Raw genomic sequence first — 18,678 nt, 5'->3', positions numbered from 1 at the left:
GTCCAGCTCATGTACGACACCGCCGAGGATTTCCGCTACCTGCGCTCACGCGGCCTGCGTCGCGCCCACCTGGCCCGCGATCTCGCCCTCCATGCGAGATCGCGGCCGTGACCGCTCCGACTGGTGCGGCTTGAACTCCTACGTCTATGTCGAGGTGGCCGCCGCCGGCCGGGGTGCCTGGCTGAGGTAGTTCTTGAGGGGCGAGAATCCCGCTCACGGGGTTGGTTGAGCTGGCGTGTTGCGGGTTCGGCGGGATGAGCGTGTAGTCGTCTTCGACGGTCTGTAGTTGTCCGGCTCGGAGGGCTGCGATGGGGTCTCTGCTGGATGAGCTTGGTCGGCGGGAGGAAGCGGCTCGGGTACGGGCGGAGGAGTTGCGGGAGCAGATCGCGGAGCTGAACCAGCGGTTGGCGGCGGCCGAGGCGGTGGTCGCCGGGTTGGTGACCGCGCGGGAGGTGGTTGGGGAGATCCTGGCCGAGGCGGGACAGCCGATCGGAGGGGAGACCGCGGGCCTTGTCATGGACGGTGACGACGCCGAGGTGGCTGGGGTGGCACCGGCGAACTCGCCGGGGGCCGCGTCGGCGGGGCGCTCGGGTGGGTCACCGATCGGGGTGTTGACGGTGCCGCCGTGGCGGGTGGGGATGGATGGTTCGGCGTTGCCGCAGGCGTGATCGATGCGGGCCGGCCGTTGCGGGCCGGGCATCTGGCCGCCGCGCTGGGGTTGGGAGAACGGTCGGGGAAGATCGAGGGGCTGCGGGGCAAGCTCAAGAGGATGGTAGCCCGTGGGTGGCTGACCGAGGACACTCCGGGCATGTTCGAGGCGAGCGGGCAGGTCATCGAGTCGCAGACCGGTGTGGGCGGGGGTGGTTCGGGTGGGTAAGGGTGTGTCGGTCAGGGTTCTTGTCGTGAGGGCTCTTCTCTCTCAGATTCGGTAGTGCCACCGATCGGAACCGGCAGAAAGAAGAGCTCGGTGGAACCGTACGACACCGCGTCGAGAGCTTCCGCAGAGGCTGGAGCACGCGCCACCCAAAAGCCCCGCACTCAGGGACTTTGCGCTCCTACCAGTGGTCGTGTACAGGTACGTCAGGCGGCGGCGCGGTCGCCGGTGCGGCGGCGGCGCAAGTCGGCTTGCTCGAGTGCGGGTGGTACGTAGGCGATGTCGAGCGTGCCCGGGTTCACCCCGGGCGGGACCACCTTGTCGATCTGGTCGAGGGTGTCGTCGTCGAGGGTGGTGCTAGCGCCGACGAGCAGGTCGCCGAGCTGCGCCATGGTGCGGGGGCCGATGATCGCCGAGGTGACCGCGGGATGGCTGATGACGAAGGCCAGGGCCAGATGGGTGAGCGACAGACCGGCCTGCTTGGCGATCGGGACGAGTTCTTCGACGGCATCGTGGTTGCGCTTGTCGGTCATGTGCTTCGGCACCCAGTGCATGCGGGCGCTCGAGACTTGTTCGTTGCCGTCCTTGCGGTAGCGGCCGGTGAGCAGACCCGAGGCCAGCGGGCTCCAGACCAGCGTGCCCAGCCCGTAACGCTCGCAGACCGGGAGGACGTCGCGCTCGATACCGCGATTCAGGATCGAGTACGGAGGCTGTTCGGTGCGGAAGCGGGCCAGCCCGCGCCGTTCGGAAGCCCATTGGGCCTCGACGATCTCCGCGGCCGGCAGGCTGGAATGGCCGATCGCGCGTACCTTACCCGCCTGCATCAGGTCGGTCAGGGCGGCGAGGGTTTCCTCGATATCGGTGCCGGGCTCGGGGTGGTGGGCCTGGTAGAGGTCGATGTGGTCGACGCCGAGACGCCGCAGCGAGTTCTCGACCGCGGTGACGATCCAGCGGCGGGAGCTGCCGCGATGGTTGGGGTCGGTGCCCATGGGGCCGTTGAACTTGGTGGCGAGCACCACGTCGTCGCGTCGGCCGCGCAGCGCCTTGCCCACGATCCGTTCGGTTTCGCCGTCACCGCCGTAGACGTCGGCGGTGTCGATGAAGTTGATGCCGGCGTCGAGGGCCCGGTGGATGATGGCGACGCAGTCGTCGGGGTCGGGGTTGCCGAACGGGCCGAACATCATGGTGCCGAGGCAGTAGGGACTGACCTTGATGCCGGTACGGCCCAGGGGGCGAGTGCGCATGATCTGTTCCTTCGAAAGGCGGAGAGCCGGGTGGTCCGAGGCGGCCTGCGAAGGCCGCCTCGGACCGGATGAGTGCGTTGGTGGTCAGCCGGTGTACGGAGCGGCGACGTCGAGGATCCAGGTGACACCGAAGCGGTCGGTCAGCATCCCGAAGCCCGGAGCCCACTGCGACGGGCCGTACTTCTCGATGATGTCGGCGCCGTCGGTGAGCTTGTCCCACAGCGCGCCGACTTCCTCGGTGGTTTCGCCGCGGACGGACACGAAGAACCGCTCTCCGGTCAGCGTCATGCCGTGCTCGCGAGTGGTGGCGGCGGGCGCGGCGGCGGCCGGTGCCTGGCTGGGCACGTCGTAAGCCATGATGCTGAAGCCGTTGTCGGCCGTGACCTGGCCGAAGACGATCTTGTCGGCGTCTGGCAGTTCCTTCGGCATGCCGAAGTCGCCGTAGGCGATGGTGGTGAGGTGGCCGCCGAACACGGTCTGGTAGAACTCCAGCGCTGCGCGAGCGTCGCCGCGGAAGTTCAGGTGGGTGGTGGTGGAGATGGCCATGCTGGTGACTCCTTATTGATGTTCCGGGCGCGGTACGCCCGGTATGGACTGGTAAGTCTCGTTAGAGAGCCAGGGAAGGGGGTGTCGGACGGCCGAATCGGCGAGTCCCCACGGTGCTGCCGGTCTCAGATGGCCAGCAGAATGGCGCTGACAATCAGGCTGCCGACGATGTTGTAGCTGCCGGAGATCGCCGCGTAGAGCAGCGGTCGCGGGAAGTTGGGGTTGATGGCAATGGTGACGGTGTTGGCCGTGAGGTAGCCGAGGCCGACGATGAGGCCGAACAGCAGCGCATCGCCGTAGGTGTCGATCTTCAACGCAGCCATCAGGATCGCGCTCGTGAGGGTGATGACCAGGCTGGTCAGTGGCGGCCCGGCGAGAAAAAGCGGCGAGCTCGGCGCCTTGGCGCCGACCTCGCGGCCGAGGGAGCGGTTGTACGCCTCGGGGAACAGGCCGGCGAACCAGACGCCGCCGAGCAGGGTCAAGGCGATGAAGCCGAGCAGGATCCCGAACCAGTTCAGATTGCCCAGAACATCAAACATGGTGCTGACTCCGTCAGAGTTAAAGGGGGGCCGTCCGGGTCGCGTGGCTGACCGGCTCGATACGAAGGTTCGCAGGGGTAGGTGACAGGATGTGGCACCTACTTCGGGCAGAATGAGGTTCATGCAGAAAACTTCTGCCCGACTGCTGGCTCTGCTGTCGCTGCTGCAGACGCGCCGGGACTGGCCCGGCACGGTACTGGCCGATCGCCTGGACATCAGCCTGCGCACTGTGCGCCGCGATGTCGACCGGCTCCGCGAGCTCGGCTACCCCATCGCCGCCGTAAAAGGCCCCGACGGCGGCTACCGGCTCAGCGCCGGCACCGAACTACCCCCGCTGCTGTTCGACGACGAACAGGCCGTCGCCCTCACCATCGCCTTGCAGATCGTCGCCACCAACCCCGGCAACGGCCTCGCCGAACCCGCCGAGCGGGCACTGAACACCATCCGGCAGATCATGCCCTCCCGACTCCGGCACCGCATCGACGCGCTGCGCGTCACCACCGTTGAACGACCCATCACCCGGCCGGCCACCCCGGTCGACGGCGACGTGCTCCTGACTATCAGCGCCGCCGTCCACGCCCGCGAGACCTTGCGCTTCGACTACGGTGCCGAGGTCACGGCCAAACCCCCGCGCCGCGTCGAACCCCACCACGTCATCACCTGGGACGGGCGCTGGTACCTCATCGCCTGGGACCTTGACCGCGACGACTGGCGCACCTTTCGCGCCGACCGGATCACCCCGCGCACCCCCAACGGGCCCCGGTTCACTCCACGCGCACTGCCCGGAGGAGACGCCGCCACCTTCGTCACCAGCACGTTCCGCGGCTCTGGCGACGCCTCGGGCAACTGGCCCTGCCAAGGCACAGTGATCCTCGACCTGCCCGCCGCCACCGTGGCCCTCTACACCCGCGAGGGACTCGTCGAGGAGACCAGCCCTGAGCGCTGCCGGCTCACCCTCGGATCCTGGTCCTGGCCCAGCCTCGCCGCCGCCATCGCCCACTACGACGCCGACATCGAAGTCATCGGCCCCGACGAACTCACCGACGCCTTCGAACACCTCGCCAGCCGATTCACCAGAACCGCAACCGGCCACGGCATCGCATCACCGACATTGTGAGTTGCCATGACCCGAAGCCCGGCTGCCGGGATGTCGGCGCTCGGCGCGGGGAAAAAGACGACCGCCACAGCAGCTGCTACATGTCGATGCGACACATAGTGCATAGCACCGGTCACAGCGGATCCAACCTCGACCCACCATGATGTCCGTTGCCGCCGGTGCCCTTACTGATCGCAGCCGGAGTGCTGGCTCCGCCCCCTATGAACTTCTCGCGGGCTGGCGCCTGCGCGTGTCCCGGCAGTCGGCGCGGCACACTGAGAGTCAGTTGTTTAGCTCCGGCACTAGCGCCACGATTTTTACGGTGCGAATTTCAGGACGCACTAGAAGCTCGAGCACTTCACGGCTGCCCGTCCTCGTGTCCATGAAGCCGTAGACACGCCCAACGGCTGCCGCTCTCTTCATGGCGTGCAGATCCAGTCCGACCTTCGCAAGATTAATGCTGTCATTTTCCGTGAACTGATGCACCCATTTGCGAAAATCTGCGACTACCGAGCGAGCGCCACAATTGTTATCCCATTTGCTGAGAGCCGAGCATCCGTTCCATCCCGGCCACCAATAGAGTGGTTTTCCGGACCCCTGGATACCAGACAGGAAGAAGCGCTTCATTTCACTGTTGCTGTAAGCGACCACTGACCGGCTCAGTTCTTCTTCGGACAGCGGTTTGGCCAACTCGGCGAGTACGATCACTTGCTGATGGGCGGGAAGGCTTCTCGCTCTCTCTTCAACCGCACGTTTACCTGCGGCGTCATCGCCGGCGCCTCCATTGAAGTCTGCGATATATGGGTGAAGCGGCGAGGCTGGTAGGGCGGGAAAGGTGACGTCGCCGAGAATGCTTTGTGTCACCTCAACGACAGCGCTGGGCTTCTCCGAGGCTGCGGCGTTGACATGCGTATCTATCTCTAGAGCCGTCACCGCTTCAAGCAGGCCGCGTGTGGTGTAGTCATTGCCCCGGTGATATATACGATACTCGGGATTCGCCACCTGCAGGGCGTTACCCCAGACATAGGGAAGGTTTTTGACTACACCTAGCTGAGGTTTCGTCGTCAGCCAGATGGTTGCGCCCAGCAGTGCCGCCAATAAGATGGCGATGCACTTGTGGCTAGTTTTGGTAAAAATCGCTGCCTCCCTTAGTGTAACCATACCTACATGCCCCAGCGGGTCATGAAGACCCTGCCCGCCGGGCCATCGGCGTGGGCAGCCTCCCCTCACCGTCGGTCAGCGTCGCCGCTCACGAACTGGGTCATGCGGTTGATGACATCGACGCCAAAGCGTCGCAGGAGACGTTCTGGCCAGCGTTGCACGCCCTGCGCGCTGCGCAACTGGCTCCCCCTTAGTGCTCTCCGCGCACGGGCGTGGGGACGAGACGATCCAGGAACGCGGCGACCGCGTGGAGATCGGATCACCCCCACTGGCGTGGCGACGAGCAACGCGGCTGGAGGCGAGCGGCCGCCACCGACGGCCCGTGCACTCTGGGGTTGGGTTCGACGACGTCGGGTAACAGCGCGTCGCCCCGCGGTGAAGTAACGAGGGGACGACGAAGGGTGTCAATCCCCAGAAAGCGTGGAGACGGTTCTATGCCACAGCGGTCCTCAGCAGAGCCGATGAGGCTGTCCTCTTCTCGATCATGTGGCGTTCGAATGTGATGGGCGGATCAGCCCGGCCGTACGCAAGATCTTCAGGGGGTGGGAGATCGTCGGTGCGGTCAGGTCGAAGGCGCCGGTCAGGTCGCACACGCACGCCTCGCCGCCCTCATGCGAGCCGATCATCGACAGCAGGCACAGCCGTACCGGGTCGACCACGGCCTTGAGCAGGACCGCCAGGTCGGCCGCGTCGCTCTCAGTCAGTGGCTCGCGGGCGATCGGAGCGCAGCAATGGATCGTCACCGCGGCCATCTCGGCAACTCCCTGATTAGACAGCTATCTAAACTATATGCGATGGTAGGCGACCAGCGCGAACGCGCTCAGCGTGCAGGCCAGGGCCACCAGCACCATGACCGTCAGAGAGGACGATGCTCTTCGGGTTCGGCCCAGCGCTCGCTGAAGATTCGGCGCTTCAACGGTGGTACGGCCTGGCAGACGCGGAAGAACGTCCGGGCGAAGACGCGCTGGGTCCTGCTGGCCGAGATGCCCATCTTGGCGTTGGCCAGGGCCTTCTTGGTGGCGGCGAAGCCGTACTCGCACATCTGCCGCTCGTAGGCCGCGATGGTCTCCAACAGCGGTTGCTCACCGCGGGCGGCCGCAGACAGGCGGGTGGTGAGCAGCTGGGCGTCACGCATCGCGGTGTTGCCGCCCTCGCCTCCTGTCGGCAGCATGCTGTGGATCGCGTCTCCCAGCAGCGTGACGGTGGAGCTCGGCCACGGTTTGACCGGCGTGGAGGTCTTGAAGTCGAACAGCTCGATGTCCCCCGGACGCGATTCGCCAACCATGCGCAGCAGGCCGGGATGCCAGCCGCCGATCATCCGCTCGACCATCGCGCGCAGCCCGCCACCGTCCAGTGCGGCGGCTCCTGCCGGGTAGGCGTCGCGGTGGGCGACCATGGCCCACAGGACGTAGTCGGAGTCGGACGCGTCACGCAGGAACGTCTCCGGGTCGAGGCCGATCTCGCGAAGCTGCTCGCCGAGCGACTCCAGCGCCTGATCGGCACGCATCCTGCGGTTGAAGACGGCGGTGAACATCGCGTGCCTGGGTGGGCCGAAGATGATGTTCATCCCGGCAGGGACGCGCTCAGGCAGCCACTGCCTGGACTCCGGCGTGAGGTAGAACTTCCCGCCGACCGCCACCGCGCCGCTGTCCACGCGCTCGGCCTGAGGCAGCCGCTGTCGCCGTACACGAGAGTTGGCGCCGTCGGCGCCGACCAGCACGTCGCCCTCGGCGGTGCTCCCGTCCGAGAAGCGGGCCAGGACCCGGCCGTCGTCCTTGACGTCGTAGCCGACGAACTGCTTGCCGAACTGTACGGCGTCGCCGAGCCCCGCCAGTAACAGGCGGCGAAGGGTGATGCGGCTGACCGCGTGGTGACCCTCTTCTGGAGCGGTACGACCTCCGGTGACCAGGTCGGCCTCGATCAGCGCCAGCGAGTCGAGGTGGTAGGTGAGGAAGGCCATGCCCTCGCCGGGGTCGCCCGCGGTGGCGACGAAGGCGTTCCAGACGGCGGGCGGCAGGCAGGCGTGCAGTGCCATGCTGCCCACGGTGTTGACGTGGATGCGGTACCCCTGGGTGCGGTCGGTGGGGCTGTGGTCGCGTTCGTAGACCGCGACGCTCACCCCCTCGCGCATCAGGCCGTTGGCCAGGCACAGGCCGCCGATGCCGCCGCCGATGACGATCACGTGCATGATCAGGTCCCTTCGAGGAGGTTTTCGAGTCGGGAGAGCACGTCCTGCGGGTCGTCGGGGATCAGGGTCAGACCCTTGACGACGGCGATGATGAGCGCCGCGTGTTCCGGTGCGGTGCGGGTGGCCAGCGCGTGCCGCCAGCCCATCTCACCGCGGTCGACGATGGCCCTGATCTCCGGCTCGCGCAGCGCCCGCAGGTCGATCTCGCGCAGCACGACGAACAGCTCAGGCTGCTCTCGCATCGCCCGCCCGAGCAGGTTCAGGTGCTCGGCGAGGGTGGAGCCCGGCAGCCTCAGGCGGCCCGTGGCGTACTCCACGACCGCCGCGATCAGGTCCTTCTTGGTCGGGAAGTGGTGGTGGAGCGTCGAGTGGTCGATGCCGACCTCGGCGGCGACCGCGCGCAGGCGCAGCCCCTCGAAGCCGGTGGCGGAGATGCAGCGGAACGCCGCCTCGACCAGTTCCTGCCTGCGTTCCTCCGCCATACTCCACCTCTCTACCAACCAGTTGGTGGAGAGCCAATCATGGATGTACGACGAGGGTCAATCGACAGCCCGCGCGACAGCGTGATCGCCTTCGACCTGGTCGACGGTCTCATCGCAGCGCTGGGTCACTGATGCCGCTCCGACCTCCGGTCTCGGCGGGGCGGGAAGCTCGCGGCGCAATGCCGCCTCGGCCTGGACCTCCGTCGCCATCTCGCCCTCGTATGGGCGATCATCGAGCTGCCTGTGACCAGATCAGGCGCAGGGGGTGGCCGTCTTGACTTCCTTTTTGCCACTGGCCTGGGCCGGGACGTCGTGGTGACGGCGAGCTCTGAAGCCGGTGGACGGGGCGATCAACGATGCGGGGCGCTGTCCCGATCGAACAGGTCCCTGGCCGGCACCCGCAGCGCATCTGCGATCTGGAAGACCTTATCGAGATGCGGGCTGAACATGCTCTTGCGGAAGTCCAGTTCACGGTTCACCCCCACGCCCGTGGGGGTGAACCGTCTCGCGCTGAGGGCGAGTATCGAGACGTTCCCTCGTCCCCACGCCCGTGGGGGTGATCCGTGTAGGACCAGCTAAACCTGCTGCCTGCGTGCTCGTCTCCACGCCGTGGGGGCGATTCAGCACGCGCGCTGGTCAGAGTCGCAGGTGTCAGCCTCGTTCTCCTGCCGGATGACTTTCCCCGCAACGCCTACCGGGTAGGTCACCGTGCTCGGCCCGTGCTCGTCCGTCCCGGCACTGCGCCTGCCGAAAACTACGTCCGTGCAGTTCAAGCGGCGTGTGAGTACTCGTGGAGGATTCCTCCGAGTCGGTCGTGTCGGCGGATGTTCAGGGCTGTGATGCGCGTCGGGTCGGTGATCGGGTCGGGTGCGGCGCGGAGTGGGGCGGCCTGGTCGAGGGCTTGATGGGCGCGATGTTCGTAGTAGAAGCGTTCGTACTCGGCCAGGGCGTGGCGTAGGTGGTGTTCGTTCCAGATCAGGCAGCGGTCCAGGAGTTCGCGGCGGCAGGTCTGCACCCACCGCTCCATGATGGAGTTCATCCGCGGCATTCGGATGCCGGTGAGCACGGTCTGGATGCCGACGTCGGCGAGGATCTCGTCCATGAGAGCGGGGAACTTGCCGTCCCGGTCTCGAATCAGGAACCGTGCCCGACAGCCAGAGTCCTCCAGGTCCATGACGAGGTTCCTGATCGTCTGGGTGACCCAGGCCGCGGTTGGGTGGGTGGTGGTGCCGAGCACGCGGATGCGTCTGGTGGCGTGCTCGATGACGGCCAGGATGTACTGGCGTTGCCCGGTAGGGGTGACGGTCTCGATGAAATCGCAGGCCAAGAGCGCGTCGGCTTGCGAGCGCAGGAAGTTAGCCCAGGTGATGGATGCCCGCTCGGGCGCCGGGTCGATGCCTTCCTGCTGGAGGATCTCCCAGACCGTGGATGACGCGACCTTGCGGCCGAGCGTGGCGAGCTCGCCGTGCACCCGCCGATATCCCCATGCCGGGTTCTCCCGGACCAGACGCAGGACGAATGCGCGGATGGAGCGGACCGTGGGCGGGCGCCCTCGCCGCTTCGGCCGGCAGGTCCGGGCATGGTGCCGTTTCACGATCTGGCGGTGCCGGCGCAGGATGGTGTCCGGGCGGACAACAAGCCGCAACCTGCGCAGGACCGCACGCGGCAGTGGGGTTAGGAGCGCCGCCAGGAAGAAGCGGTCCTCAGGAGCGAACCTCACCCGCACATTCCGCGCCCAACTGCCGCTCCAAGACCATGACCTGGTGACGTAGAGCGAGAATCTCGACATCCTTATCCCGATCACTCATTGGCAGAAGCCGTAGCGCTGCGAAGGCGTTCGTGACGGTCAGATAGGCCAAACGAAGAAGCACGAACGATCATCATGCCGCACCGGTGCTCCTCCACAGACGAGTGAGGAGCGCCTACACACCCCGGGGCTTCGCAAGGCCATGACCTGGCCGGACGGGATTTTCGGCAGGCGCAGTGCCGGTCACACCGGATCAAGCCCGGGGATCACCGGCAGGATCAGCCGGGAGGGACGCTCCGGACCGTGCCAGATCTCGTTGTGAGCCACCCGCGGCTCGGTGCCGTGGACGATCGATCCGCCGGTGTTCTGGTTCCGGTCGTACTTCGGGAAGGCACTCGACGAGATCTCCAGCCCTACCCTGTGCCCGACGCTGAACTCGTGCGCGGTGCTCCACATGTCGACCTCGACGCGGTACACCACGCCCGGCCGCAGAGTGCGCTCCGTGGCGAAGCCCTCCCGGTAACGTGCGCGGACGATGCCGTCGCAGAGCCGGCGCCGTACACCGTCGGGCGCGACGTCGACGAGCTTCGCGGTGAAGTCGGTGTCGGGCGCGTCGCTGCCGACGAACAGCTCGGCGCGTACGGGACCGATCACCGTCAGCGGCTCCCCGAGCTCCGGCCCGAGATAGACGAGCACATCGTCGCGATCTTCGACCTCGGCGTAGTCGTCGGGACCGCCGATCTGCATCGACGTCGGCTCGGTGAGGAACGGCACCGGATCGGCGGGGTCGTAACGGTACGTGTCCGTCGGCTCCTCCGACGCAGGGGCGTCGGTGGTCAGTCGCCCGCCGCCGCCACGCGTATTGGCGTCACCCGCGCTGCGCAGGTACAGCGATGTCCACACGGTTTCCGGCAGCGGCCATTCATCGGCGTCACGCCACTCCCCGCGACCCATCAGGAACAACCGTGCGCGCGCCTCCCGGTCGACGCCGTTGTCGATACCCCGCAGGTGGTGGTCCAGGAAACGCAACTCGAATTCCGTTACTTCGACGTCCTCGGCATGGTCGCCGAAGTCGACGTCGCCGATCTTCCGGCCGCCCGCGCGACCGGCGTCGTGCCCCCAGGGGCCCATCACCAGCCGTTGCGCGCGCCGCGCCTTCTCCGTGGGTGCCTTCGAGACCATGGCCGCGAAGTTCCGCAGCGTTCCCGGTTGGACGTCGTCGTACCACCCGGTGATGTGCAGCGCCGGAACGTCCACTACGGACAGTTTCTGCTGATAGGCGAGCGGGGCCCAGTACTCGGTGTCGCCAGGGGCGTGTCCGATGTCCGCCCGCCAGGCGGCGCTGACGAATCCGGCGGCCTCGTCCATGGTGTACAGCGGAAGGTGGCTGTAGACGGCGTTCCAATCGATTCCGGTCACGTTCTGCAGGGCACGACGATCGACCATCCGGTACCAGCAGACCTCCTGCGGAAGCCGCGTTCCGGTCGGGAAGTCCACGAAAGGATCCGAGGGTGTCGCGTACGCGACGATCGCCCGCAGATGCGGAGGCTTCTCCAGCGCGGTCAGCCATTGGGCGTGGCCGGAGTAGGAACCACCCCAGCTCGCGACGCTGCCATCGCACCAGTCCTGCGCGGCCACCCACTCGATCACGTCATAGCCATCCCGGCCTTCGTTCCGGTACGGCTCGAACACGCCGTCGGAATCGCCGCGGCCGCGGACGTCGTAGATCAGGACCGCGTAGCCCCGCTCCGCCATGAGCGCCGCCTGCGCGGGCCGCCTCGGGTCGTTCTTGCCGTAAGGCGTGCCGAGAACGATCGCGGGCGCCGGTGCGTCGCCGGCCGGGCCGTACCGGTCGGCCGCGAGGGTGATGCCGTCACGCAGCGGGACCGTCAGGTTGTACAGGTTCTTCACGTGAGCTCCCCGAGTACTCGGACCAGGCTCCCGCCGACGTGGTGAAGGCCGGTCATCTCGCCTCCTTCAGAATCCGCCGCAGGGCGACCAGTCCGGCGCCCACCTGCACGGCGACCACCTCGCGCAACGGAAAGGGATTCCCCTCCGACACCATGCCCGCGGCGTGGCACGCCTGGTCGAACAACGCATCGGCTTTCCGGACGGTCGCCCGGAGGACCGGCGCCTGGTTGCCGGTGGCGAGTTCGGCCCGGAGCAGCCGTCGCAACTGCCCGAGACCGCGCATCCGGATCATGTACGGGGTTATCGCGCCGACGAAGGCTTCGCCGACCGCGGCGGGCCGCTCGTCCATCGCTTCGGCCGCGGCCCGCATCCCCTGCCCCAGCAAGGGAGCGAGCCGGACGAGTGACTCGGCCGAGGCGGCGAGGGGTGACCCGCAGCGCAGCGCCGGGCGGACCGCCGCCATCAGGCCGGCGAGTACGTCCGACGCTTCGGCCATCTCCGTGGCCGCCTGACCGAACACCTCACCCACCGTCCGGCCGGAATCGGCATCATCCGCCGCACACGGGTCGTTCCACATCGGAATCTCGGTGACCAGGGTGGTGGTCCCGTACTGGGCGGCCCAGTGCCCGCTGGTCGCGCCGACTTCGGCGATCCCGCCATCGATCAACTCCGCGGGCGGGAGGAGGTAGACCCCCTTACCGGGGCTGTCGAGCCCCGCCACGGCCGCGGAGTCCATCGCCAGAGGAACGGCGGTCTGGCCGGTGAACGCCAGCAGGTCCTCGGCGAGCCCCGGTACGTCATGGTCGAGGACGTAGAAGACGCCACCGAAATCGCAGTTGTGCAGGGAGTACTGGAACACCGGACGCAGGTCTTCCAGGATCCGCATCACCGCCTGGGTTTCCGGCAACGGCCTGTCGTAGTAACCATTCTCGGAGAAATTGGGGAACGTGAAGTCGACGTCGTCCACCGGCGCCGGGCGGTGGAGATGCTCGTGATAGTCCCGAATGGAGCGTGGCCCGGCGAACCACCCTTCGTTCATCCTGGCGGCGTCGGGGTTGGCCCAGGGCAGGAAATGCCACGTCAGGTCGTCGCGCAGTTCGGCGTGCTCGATCACGAGCCGGGCGAGGTGGCTGACCGTCAGAGCGCCATACGGCTCGTTCGCGTGCGGGCCGCCCAGGATGAGGACATTCCGCTCACCGTGCCCGATCGACAGGACGCGGAGTGGATCGCCCAAACGGCTCGTCCCGTAACGGCGCCACCGGCACAGGTCCCCGTTCGCGGCCCCCAGCGTCTCGAGTTCGTCAATCAGGTCGTCGACCGTGGGGATCTCCGTCCAGTCCGGGATCGTGGTGAGGTATTTCGTGAGGTCGTCGGGGATCATGTGTCTCCCTGTGAATGTTGGTGGTCCAGGAGGGCTGAGGGTGGCTGCGCCTCGGGGAGATAGAAGGTCACAGAATGCGGGACGACGTGCCGGCGTTGCCTTGCCACGCGGGCGCCAGAAGCCGCGCGACGATCCGGCCGGTGGCCGGGGCGAGGGTCATTCCGAGCGTTCCGTGGCCGGTCGCCACGACGACGTTGCCCGAGTCACCGCCGAAGCGACGGATCACGGGCAGCCCGCTCGGGGTCATCGGGCGTGCGCCGCGCCACGCGGTGTCCACTTGATTCGAACCCATGCCCCACCTCACTTGGCGTTGCGGGTTAGGTGTAATACCTTACACCTCAAGTGTCAAGCGTTTACGCGACCTTCGGCAGCTCCACGACGAGAAGGGAAATCGGTGACGAGCACTTCAGAAGGGGTCCTGAGCGCGGAGGACGTACGGCACCGGAGCCCATGCCCCGGGCCAGATCCGGGCCGTACCCGCCGTCGGGCCGCTGACCGCGTTGACCGTGTGCGACCTCGTCAGTAAGGCAACGCGATACCTTATACCTCAGACAGACGGCTTCGACGATCAGGGAGTCTTCTATGTCCCGTCCCGGCCCCACGGTCGCACCCGGCACCGGGTTGCGGCGACAAAGTCTTCGCGACGATGCCGGCCAGGTGATCCGCGCCCAGATCGTAGCGGGCGAAATCCGCCCGGGGGCGCTGTACGCGATCGGCCAGCTGGCCGAACAGCTACAGGTGTCGATCACCCCGGTGCGGGAGGCGCTGCTCGACCTGGCCAAGGAAGGCTTGATCGAAATGGTGCGCAACCGGGGCTTCAGGATCCGAGTCATGACCGAAGCCGATCTCGATCAGATCATCCAGATCCGGTTGATGCTCGAGGTCCCGGCCGTCCGTGAGATCGCCGCTCGCGGGCTCGTCGACGACTTCGCTCCCCTGCGCGACCTGGCCGCGCGTACCGAAGAGGCCGCGATGACAGGGGACTGGGTCGGTTTCCTCGGTACCGACCGGGAACTCCACCTCACCCTGCTCGGCCACCTGGGAAATCCCCGGCTGGTCGACATCGTCGCCCAGCTACGCGACCAAGGCCGCCTGTACGGCCTGGACCACGTCGCAGGCACGCAGGACTTCATCGAGTCCACACGAGAACACGATGCGTTGCTCGACGCCGTCGAGTCCGGAAAGGCGGACGAGGCGGCCGAGCTGATGAGCACGCACCTCAAACATGCGCGGGGGATCTGGGCGGGCATCGCGGAAGCACGCTCGGAGCACTAGGAGTACTTCGTCGGTTCGCCATGGCGACGTTCTGGGCAGGTGGCCCAACCGCACCCGGTCGCTGTTGGGCTGGTCAAGCGCAGCTCGGTAGGGCGCCGTGAACGATGCCGACCGGTCTTGAGTTCGCGTTGATGGCTGTCAATGCTCATGTGCTGAGCAGGAAGCCGGTCAGCAGTGGCGCCAGCACCTGCGGTGCGGCGACGTGGGGCTGGCCCGGCATGACGTGATGGCGTCCGTCGGGCATGGCGGTGGCGAGTTGGGCGCCGGTTTCGATCATCCATGGGAAGCTGTCGCCGCCGCACAGCAGCAGGGTGGGGATGGCCACGGTGGCGGCCTGTTCTGCCGGGGTGGCGCCGCCTCTGCTGCTCGCGCTGACCACCTCGAACGGGTCGTGCGGCAGAGTGTGGGCGACGGCCTGCGCGGCGGGGTCGTGGCTCATCTGCTCGACCATCTGCTGCGGCATCCCGGTGGGCGTCAGGAACGCGGCGATGGCCTCGGCTTTGCGGTCCTGGGCGAGCAGGGCGCGGATGGTTTCGGCCTGTTCGCGTCCGGCCCGCTCTTCGGCGGCCTGCCGTTCGCGCTGGTCTTCGCCGGCGTGTGCGGGGGTGAAGGGCGGCTCGTGCAGGATGAGCTTGGTGATGGGCAGGCCGGCGGTGGCCGCGTGCAGGGCGAGGGCCGCTCCGGAGGAGTGGCCGTAGACCGCGGCGATGTCCTCGATCTCCCGCTGGACGCTCCAACCGGCGATGCCGCCGCTGTCGCCGCGCCCTCGCCGGTCGTAGGCGATCGCGGGAAGGCGGGGCGCGAGCTGCTCGGCCAGCGCGGTGAGCGAGGTGCGGTCGCACAGCGCCGCGGTGATCAGGATGAGCGGCGGGCCGTTGCCGCCGAAGCGCTGGTAGGCGATGGGTGTGCCGTCTGCCGAGATCACCTTGGTCATCATGATCCTCTGGTGTCGATGGGGGTTCGGGACATGGGGAGGCACTGATCAGGAGCGCTGTCACTGCGAACGGTCGCCGGCGCCCAACGTTCCGGCCGGCCTGCTGGGTCGGCTCACGCCGTAGGCGGCCAGGAACACCCGGGTTCCCTCGTCGGCGTAGTGCTTGAGGTCGGCGGGGGTGAGCTGGTCGTCGCCCGCGTGGAACATGGCCTGGTTCAGCGGGATCGAAAGGATCAGCCAGTTGAAGTGCTTGCCAGGTCGGGGAAGCGCTCGGCCTCGCCGATGACCAGGCGGCGCAGCCGCATGATGTGAGGCTGGGTGACGTTCACGACGTGCCGGCGGGCGAAGGCGCGCAGATCCGTGGCGAGGTCCTGACTGGCCGCCAGCGCCTCGACGCTGTCGTGCGAGCGGTGTTCGGCGGCCTCGATGTCCTCGGTGAACAGCCCCTTCTTGTCACCGAAGAACCCATAGACGGTGCGTTTGGAGGTGGAGGCGAGCGCCGCCACCTCGTCCACACTGGCCCCGGCGAAACCGCCCGCGAGGAACACCGACCGCGCGGCCTCGATGATCGCCTGACGTTTGCCGGCCGACCTGAGCTCCGCCCACTACACGCACCTGCTGATCCACGCCGAGCCCGGCCGCAGGAACGGACCACCGAACGACAAGATCCCGCCTGACCATCGAGATCAGACGGGATATCTCGACTTCAGCCCGGCCGGCTCAAGAACGGCCGGCATACGGCGCTGCGGGGCTTCACTGCGCGCGGCAGGCGTCACCTTCTGCGGGGTCCTGCCGGCCTGGGCGCTTCGCCGGCTCCGGACCCGCCCAGATCCGCACCTCGCCAAGGGCATGCGGCATGACGTCCTGGACGAACCAGTTGTCCGGCACCTGCGTAGCCGTGACCTTCCGGGACTCCCCGCCGGCCATGATCCTGAAGTCGGTGATCGAGCCGTCGCGCTTGGCCAGCGCCTTCCGCAGTTCGCCGACCGTGATGTTCTCGAAGGCGACACAGTGCAGCAGCTCGCCGGGAGCGTTCACGAAGCCCATCGTGTCGTACTCCTCGCCCGGCTTGGCAGGCCGCGCCAATACGATGGCCGCCTTTTCCGACAGCTTCGCGGGGATGCGCAGCGAGATCGTGCAGCCTGTCGGGTCTGTCGCGCACGCATTCGTCAGAGAGACGATTTCCGTGGTCGACAGGTAGACGACTGACCCGACCACGCTGGGCGAGCCAGGGGTGAAAGACAGCTCGATGTCCAATCCTCGTGCGCGGAACTCCTCCCGATACCGTTCAGGATCGACGTAGAGGTCGCTGACGGTGACGAGCCAGTCGTCGCCCGACCGCTGGAACGCCAGCGCGGCACTGGGGGCGATCGGCGCCTTCTTCGGCAGGAACGCCACCCCGACGACGGCGGCCAACGCGATGACCGCGGCCAGGGGCAGCAGGACGGGCCAGCTCCACCGCCTGCGTACCTCGGCGGGCGTCGCCACGATCTCCTCCATGAGCTCCCGCGCGCCCCGCCCCTCCTGCGGCGCGCTAGGAGCGGGATCGATGGTCCTCAGCATGCGGTCGATCTTGCTCACAGGTTCTCTCCCCTCAGTTCCGCGGTCGGGTTTCCCTCTTCGGCCACGCCCAGCTCTCTGGCCAGCCGTTTGCGTGCCCGGTGCAGGCGGATGCGGACGGCTGTCGCCGTACAGCCGAGGACCTTGCCGATCTGCTGCCCGGTCAGGCCTTCCCAGCAGGTCAGCGCGAGCACTTCACGGTCACGCGCGGACAGGCGGTCGAACACGTCCCTCACGTGGTCGAGATCCGCGGGGGCCGCGCGGCGCTCGGCTGCCAGTTCCTCACGAAGCCGCTCGGCCAGTACGGCCCGGCGGGAGGCGCCGCGGCGCTGGTTGGACAGCACGCGGCGGGCCACGCCGTACAGCCACAGGCGCGCCTCATCGCCCTCGGGCACGTCGCCGATGCGCCGCCACGCGGTGAGGAACGTCTCGGAGATGGCGTCCGCGGTGTCGTCAGGTGAGTCGGTACGGCGGGCGACGTATTGATGGATGGCCGGGTAATACGCATGGTAGATCGTCTCGAAACGATCCCGCGCCCCCAGTGAACGGGTCACGGATGGGTCTCCTCAAAGCCGAAGGTGCCAGACATAGGAGTACATGTCCGGCCCCAGTGGCGACTGTTTCACCCCTGACCCTTCACCGGTACGCCATCCACCGGCCGGAGCAGGCCGCCCACCCAACCGCAAACTCCGGCCCGCCGTGGGACATACCTGGCGGTCCGCTTCACCGAGCAGCCGGCGACGCCTGTCAAGTGACGGACTCGCCCGCCGGGAGCTCGTCCTGCCGTGCCGCGCGGACACCACCTCCACTTTCCGGGGGCACCGTCAGCGCACGCGGTTCCGCTCAGTCCATCCTGCGGTGCTTGGTGTACTCGACCTTGGCCGGTCCCTCCGCCTCCAGCCGTCGGCCAGGTGACCAGCCGCATGCCTCGTAGAAGGAGTTGGCCGCGGTGTTGCCGGCGAAGCTCTCCAGCCGGATGGCGGCATGATGCGCGAACAAGGTCGACTCCGCTTGCCGGAGCAGGGCTCGGCCCAGCCCTCGACGGTGATGGTCGGGGTCGATCATCATCACGTCGATGGTGGGGCCGTCGAGGATGGAAACTCCGGCGATCTGCCCATCGTGGCTCAGGTGGTACACCTTGCCCTGCTCCAGATAGGTCTTCACGTGGGCGTCCGACGCACCGCTATCGAGGAACCAGTCCACCGCCTCATCTCCCAGAAACGCGCGGTAACAGGCGTCGATCGTCCGGCGGGCAAGGGCCTGAAGGGCGTCAAGGTCCTCTACGGCGGCGACTCGGATGAGGTGCTGATGTCCTGCTGGCATGGTGGTTCCCGGTGCGGAAAAAGGGGTGTGTCCTTCACCTTAGCCGCTCCACAGGTCCTTGCCCGCCGGCCACGGCGCCCCTGCTCAAGGCCACGCTCGCCGACGGCGGTCAGTTGCTGAGGATGGCTGATGTGCCGGCCGTAGGGTGCAGGGGCTAAAACCTGACCGGCTTCGGCGGCTAGCTGTATTGCCCCGAGAGGTTGGCGCGGGCCCAAGTCCTGCTCCTGCCAGGACCCGCCGGACCGTCCCCTCCCCAACCCGGAACCCAAGGCCGAGCAGCTCGCCCCGGATGCGTCGGAGCCCCCATCGTGGATTCTCCCGCGCGGTCACGTCCACGGACGTGGTGTATGAATCGATCTTCGCGTGATCCTGTTTCTGCAGGTTAAGCGGTAAGTGTCCGCGGGAGCGGGTTCTGGG

Annotated in this window: 21 protein-coding genes and 1 pseudogene; 4 read left to right on the top strand and 18 right to left on the bottom strand. The window is 67.4% G+C overall.

The window, feature by feature from the left end; genetic code table 11:
- Positions 1–308 precede the first annotated feature (308 nt).
- Together ACFWY5_RS56890 and ACFWY5_RS56885 are read left to right on the top strand one after the other, a co-directional pair.
- Positions 309–668 (top strand): hypothetical protein, encoded by a 360-nt coding sequence (locus ACFWY5_RS56890; RefSeq protein WP_379640228.1) that lies wholly within the window; start codon positions 309–311, stop codon positions 666–668.
- A complete protein-coding gene (locus tag ACFWY5_RS56885) occupies positions 665–877 on the top strand; it encodes a hypothetical protein (protein WP_379640227.1) in 213 nt (70 codons plus the stop codon). The genes ACFWY5_RS56890 and ACFWY5_RS56885 overlap by 4 nt, the downstream gene beginning before the upstream one ends.
- A gap of 203 nt (positions 878–1,080) precedes the next feature.
- Here ACFWY5_RS56885 and ACFWY5_RS56880 read toward each other — a convergent pair whose 3' ends face one another.
- The 3 genes from ACFWY5_RS56880 to ACFWY5_RS56870 form a co-directional block, all read right to left on the bottom strand.
- A complete protein-coding gene (locus tag ACFWY5_RS56880) occupies positions 1,081–2,118 on the bottom strand; it encodes an aldo/keto reductase (protein WP_379640226.1) in 1,038 nt (345 codons plus the stop codon).
- A gap of 84 nt (positions 2,119–2,202) precedes the next feature.
- On the bottom strand, positions 2,203–2,664 hold the full coding sequence (locus tag ACFWY5_RS56875; RefSeq protein ID WP_379640225.1) for a VOC family protein: 462 nt from the start codon (positions 2,662–2,664) through the stop codon (positions 2,203–2,205).
- Between the two features lie 125 nt (positions 2,665–2,789).
- Positions 2,790–3,203, bottom strand: a complete 414-nt coding sequence (locus ACFWY5_RS56870; protein WP_379640224.1) for a DUF1761 domain-containing protein — start codon at positions 3,201–3,203, stop codon at positions 2,790–2,792.
- 121 nt (positions 3,204–3,324) lie between these two features.
- Between ACFWY5_RS56870 and ACFWY5_RS56865 the strand changes: the two genes are divergently transcribed.
- A complete protein-coding gene (locus ACFWY5_RS56865; RefSeq protein ID WP_379640223.1) occupies positions 3,325–4,320 on the top strand; it encodes a helix-turn-helix transcriptional regulator in 996 nt (331 codons plus the stop codon).
- A 261-nt stretch (positions 4,321–4,581) separates the two neighbouring features.
- On the opposite strand, the gene ACFWY5_RS56860 is transcribed toward ACFWY5_RS56865, so the two are convergent.
- The 9 genes and pseudogenes from ACFWY5_RS56860 to ACFWY5_RS56820 all read right to left on the bottom strand — a co-directional run bounded on the left by ACFWY5_RS56860 (position 4,582) and on the right by ACFWY5_RS56820 (position 13,461).
- On the bottom strand, positions 4,582–5,397 hold the full coding sequence (locus ACFWY5_RS56860) for a hypothetical protein (RefSeq protein WP_379640222.1): 816 nt from the start codon (positions 5,395–5,397) through the stop codon (positions 4,582–4,584).
- A gap of 572 nt (positions 5,398–5,969) precedes the next feature.
- Positions 5,970–6,212: pseudogene (locus ACFWY5_RS56855) on the bottom strand (ArsR/SmtB family transcription factor); the annotation flags it as partial.
- Positions 6,213–6,316: 104 nt separating this feature from the next.
- Positions 6,317–7,648 (bottom strand): FAD-dependent monooxygenase, encoded by a 1,332-nt coding sequence (locus ACFWY5_RS56850; protein ID WP_379627153.1) that lies wholly within the window; start codon positions 7,646–7,648, stop codon positions 6,317–6,319.
- A 2-nt stretch (positions 7,649–7,650) separates the two neighbouring features.
- Entirely contained in the window at positions 7,651–8,130 is a 480-nt protein-coding gene (locus ACFWY5_RS56845) for a TetR/AcrR family transcriptional regulator (RefSeq protein WP_379640221.1), read from the bottom strand.
- A 350-nt stretch (positions 8,131–8,480) separates the two neighbouring features.
- Positions 8,481–8,609: a hypothetical protein gene (locus ACFWY5_RS56840; protein WP_379640220.1), complete on the bottom strand. Its 129-nt coding sequence runs from the start codon at positions 8,607–8,609 to the stop codon at positions 8,481–8,483.
- A gap of 290 nt (positions 8,610–8,899) precedes the next feature.
- Complete coding sequence (locus tag ACFWY5_RS56835; protein ID WP_379640219.1) at positions 8,900–9,850, bottom strand: integrase core domain-containing protein; 951 nt, start codon at positions 9,848–9,850, stop codon at positions 8,900–8,902.
- 270 nt (positions 9,851–10,120) lie between these two features.
- Positions 10,121–11,788 (bottom strand): CocE/NonD family hydrolase, encoded by a 1,668-nt coding sequence (locus ACFWY5_RS56830; protein ID WP_379640218.1) that lies wholly within the window; start codon positions 11,786–11,788, stop codon positions 10,121–10,123.
- 52 nt (positions 11,789–11,840) lie between these two features.
- Positions 11,841–13,169, bottom strand: a complete 1,329-nt coding sequence (locus tag ACFWY5_RS56825) for a M14 family zinc carboxypeptidase (RefSeq protein ID WP_379640217.1) — start codon at positions 13,167–13,169, stop codon at positions 11,841–11,843.
- Positions 13,170–13,236: 67 nt separating this feature from the next.
- The gene (locus tag ACFWY5_RS56820; protein ID WP_379627165.1) at positions 13,237–13,461 is read right to left on the bottom strand and encodes an FAD-dependent oxidoreductase; all 225 of its coding nucleotides are present in this window, start codon (positions 13,459–13,461) and stop codon (positions 13,237–13,239) included.
- Positions 13,462–13,751: 290 nt separating this feature from the next.
- Between ACFWY5_RS56820 and ACFWY5_RS56815 the strand changes: the two genes are divergently transcribed.
- Entirely contained in the window at positions 13,752–14,444 is a 693-nt protein-coding gene (locus tag ACFWY5_RS56815) for a GntR family transcriptional regulator (protein WP_379640216.1), read from the top strand.
- A gap of 145 nt (positions 14,445–14,589) precedes the next feature.
- Here the strand turns inward: ACFWY5_RS56815 and ACFWY5_RS56810 are convergent, their stop codons facing one another.
- The 6 genes from ACFWY5_RS56810 to ACFWY5_RS56785 all read right to left on the bottom strand — a co-directional run bounded on the left by ACFWY5_RS56810 (position 14,590) and on the right by ACFWY5_RS56785 (position 18,261).
- A complete protein-coding gene (locus ACFWY5_RS56810; protein WP_379640215.1) occupies positions 14,590–15,369 on the bottom strand; it encodes an alpha/beta fold hydrolase in 780 nt (259 codons plus the stop codon).
- A 69-nt stretch (positions 15,370–15,438) separates the two neighbouring features.
- On the bottom strand, positions 15,439–15,585 hold the full coding sequence (locus ACFWY5_RS56805; protein ID WP_379640214.1) for a hypothetical protein: 147 nt from the start codon (positions 15,583–15,585) through the stop codon (positions 15,439–15,441).
- A 26-nt stretch (positions 15,586–15,611) separates the two neighbouring features.
- Positions 15,612–15,926, bottom strand: a complete 315-nt coding sequence (locus tag ACFWY5_RS56800; RefSeq protein ID WP_379640213.1) for a TetR/AcrR family transcriptional regulator — start codon at positions 15,924–15,926, stop codon at positions 15,612–15,614.
- Between the two features lie 205 nt (positions 15,927–16,131).
- Positions 16,132–16,959 (bottom strand): hypothetical protein, encoded by an 828-nt coding sequence (locus ACFWY5_RS56795; RefSeq protein ID WP_379640212.1) that lies wholly within the window; start codon positions 16,957–16,959, stop codon positions 16,132–16,134.
- Positions 16,956–17,492 (bottom strand): RNA polymerase sigma factor, encoded by a 537-nt coding sequence (locus ACFWY5_RS56790; RefSeq protein ID WP_379640211.1) that lies wholly within the window; start codon positions 17,490–17,492, stop codon positions 16,956–16,958. Before ACFWY5_RS56790 ends, ACFWY5_RS56795 begins: the two co-directional genes overlap by 4 nt.
- A gap of 289 nt (positions 17,493–17,781) precedes the next feature.
- The gene (locus ACFWY5_RS56785) at positions 17,782–18,261 is read right to left on the bottom strand and encodes a GNAT family N-acetyltransferase (RefSeq protein WP_379640210.1); all 480 of its coding nucleotides are present in this window, start codon (positions 18,259–18,261) and stop codon (positions 17,782–17,784) included.
- Positions 18,262–18,678: the final 417 nt, after the last annotated feature.

Source organism: Nonomuraea sp. NPDC059007 (genome assembly GCF_042740555.1).
In the GTDB taxonomy this organism is placed as follows: Bacteria; Actinomycetota; Actinomycetes; order Streptosporangiales; family Streptosporangiaceae; genus Nonomuraea.
The sequence above is the reverse complement of the archived record's forward strand: the minus strand, read 5'-3'. Positions and strand labels throughout refer to the sequence as shown.

What these genes read in the sequence shown, in the direction of transcription:
- ACFWY5_RS56890 (WP_379640228.1), top strand. Translation starts at nt 309, where the DNA reads ATGGGGTCTCTGCTGGATGAGCTTGGTCGGCGGGAGGAAGCGGCTCGG.
- ACFWY5_RS56880 (WP_379640226.1), bottom strand. Translation starts at nt 2,118, where the DNA reads ATGCGCACTCGCCCCCTGGGCCGTACCGGCATCAAGGTCAGTCCCTAC.
- ACFWY5_RS56875 (WP_379640225.1), bottom strand. Translation starts at nt 2,664, where the DNA reads ATGGCCATCTCCACCACCACCCACCTGAACTTCCGCGGCGACGCTCGC.
- ACFWY5_RS56870 (WP_379640224.1), bottom strand. Translation starts at nt 3,203, where the DNA reads ATGTTTGATGTTCTGGGCAATCTGAACTGGTTCGGGATCCTGCTCGGC.
- ACFWY5_RS56865 (WP_379640223.1), top strand. Translation starts at nt 3,325, where the DNA reads ATGCAGAAAACTTCTGCCCGACTGCTGGCTCTGCTGTCGCTGCTGCAG.
- ACFWY5_RS56850 (WP_379627153.1), bottom strand. Translation starts at nt 7,648, where the DNA reads ATGCACGTGATCGTCATCGGCGGCGGCATCGGCGGCCTGTGCCTGGCC.
- ACFWY5_RS56845 (WP_379640221.1), bottom strand. Translation starts at nt 8,130, where the DNA reads ATGGCGGAGGAACGCAGGCAGGAACTGGTCGAGGCGGCGTTCCGCTGC.
- ACFWY5_RS56825 (WP_379640217.1), bottom strand. Translation starts at nt 13,169, where the DNA reads ATGATCCCCGACGACCTCACGAAATACCTCACCACGATCCCGGACTGG.
- ACFWY5_RS56820 (WP_379627165.1), bottom strand. Translation starts at nt 13,461, where the DNA reads ATGGGTTCGAATCAAGTGGACACCGCGTGGCGCGGCGCACGCCCGATG.
- ACFWY5_RS56815 (WP_379640216.1), top strand. Translation starts at nt 13,752, where the DNA reads ATGTCCCGTCCCGGCCCCACGGTCGCACCCGGCACCGGGTTGCGGCGA.
- ACFWY5_RS56805 (WP_379640214.1), bottom strand. Translation starts at nt 15,585, where the DNA reads ATGTTCCACGCGGGCGACGACCAGCTCACCCCCGCCGACCTCAAGCAC.
- ACFWY5_RS56785 (WP_379640210.1), bottom strand. Translation starts at nt 18,261, where the DNA reads ATGCCAGCAGGACATCAGCACCTCATCCGAGTCGCCGCCGTAGAGGAC.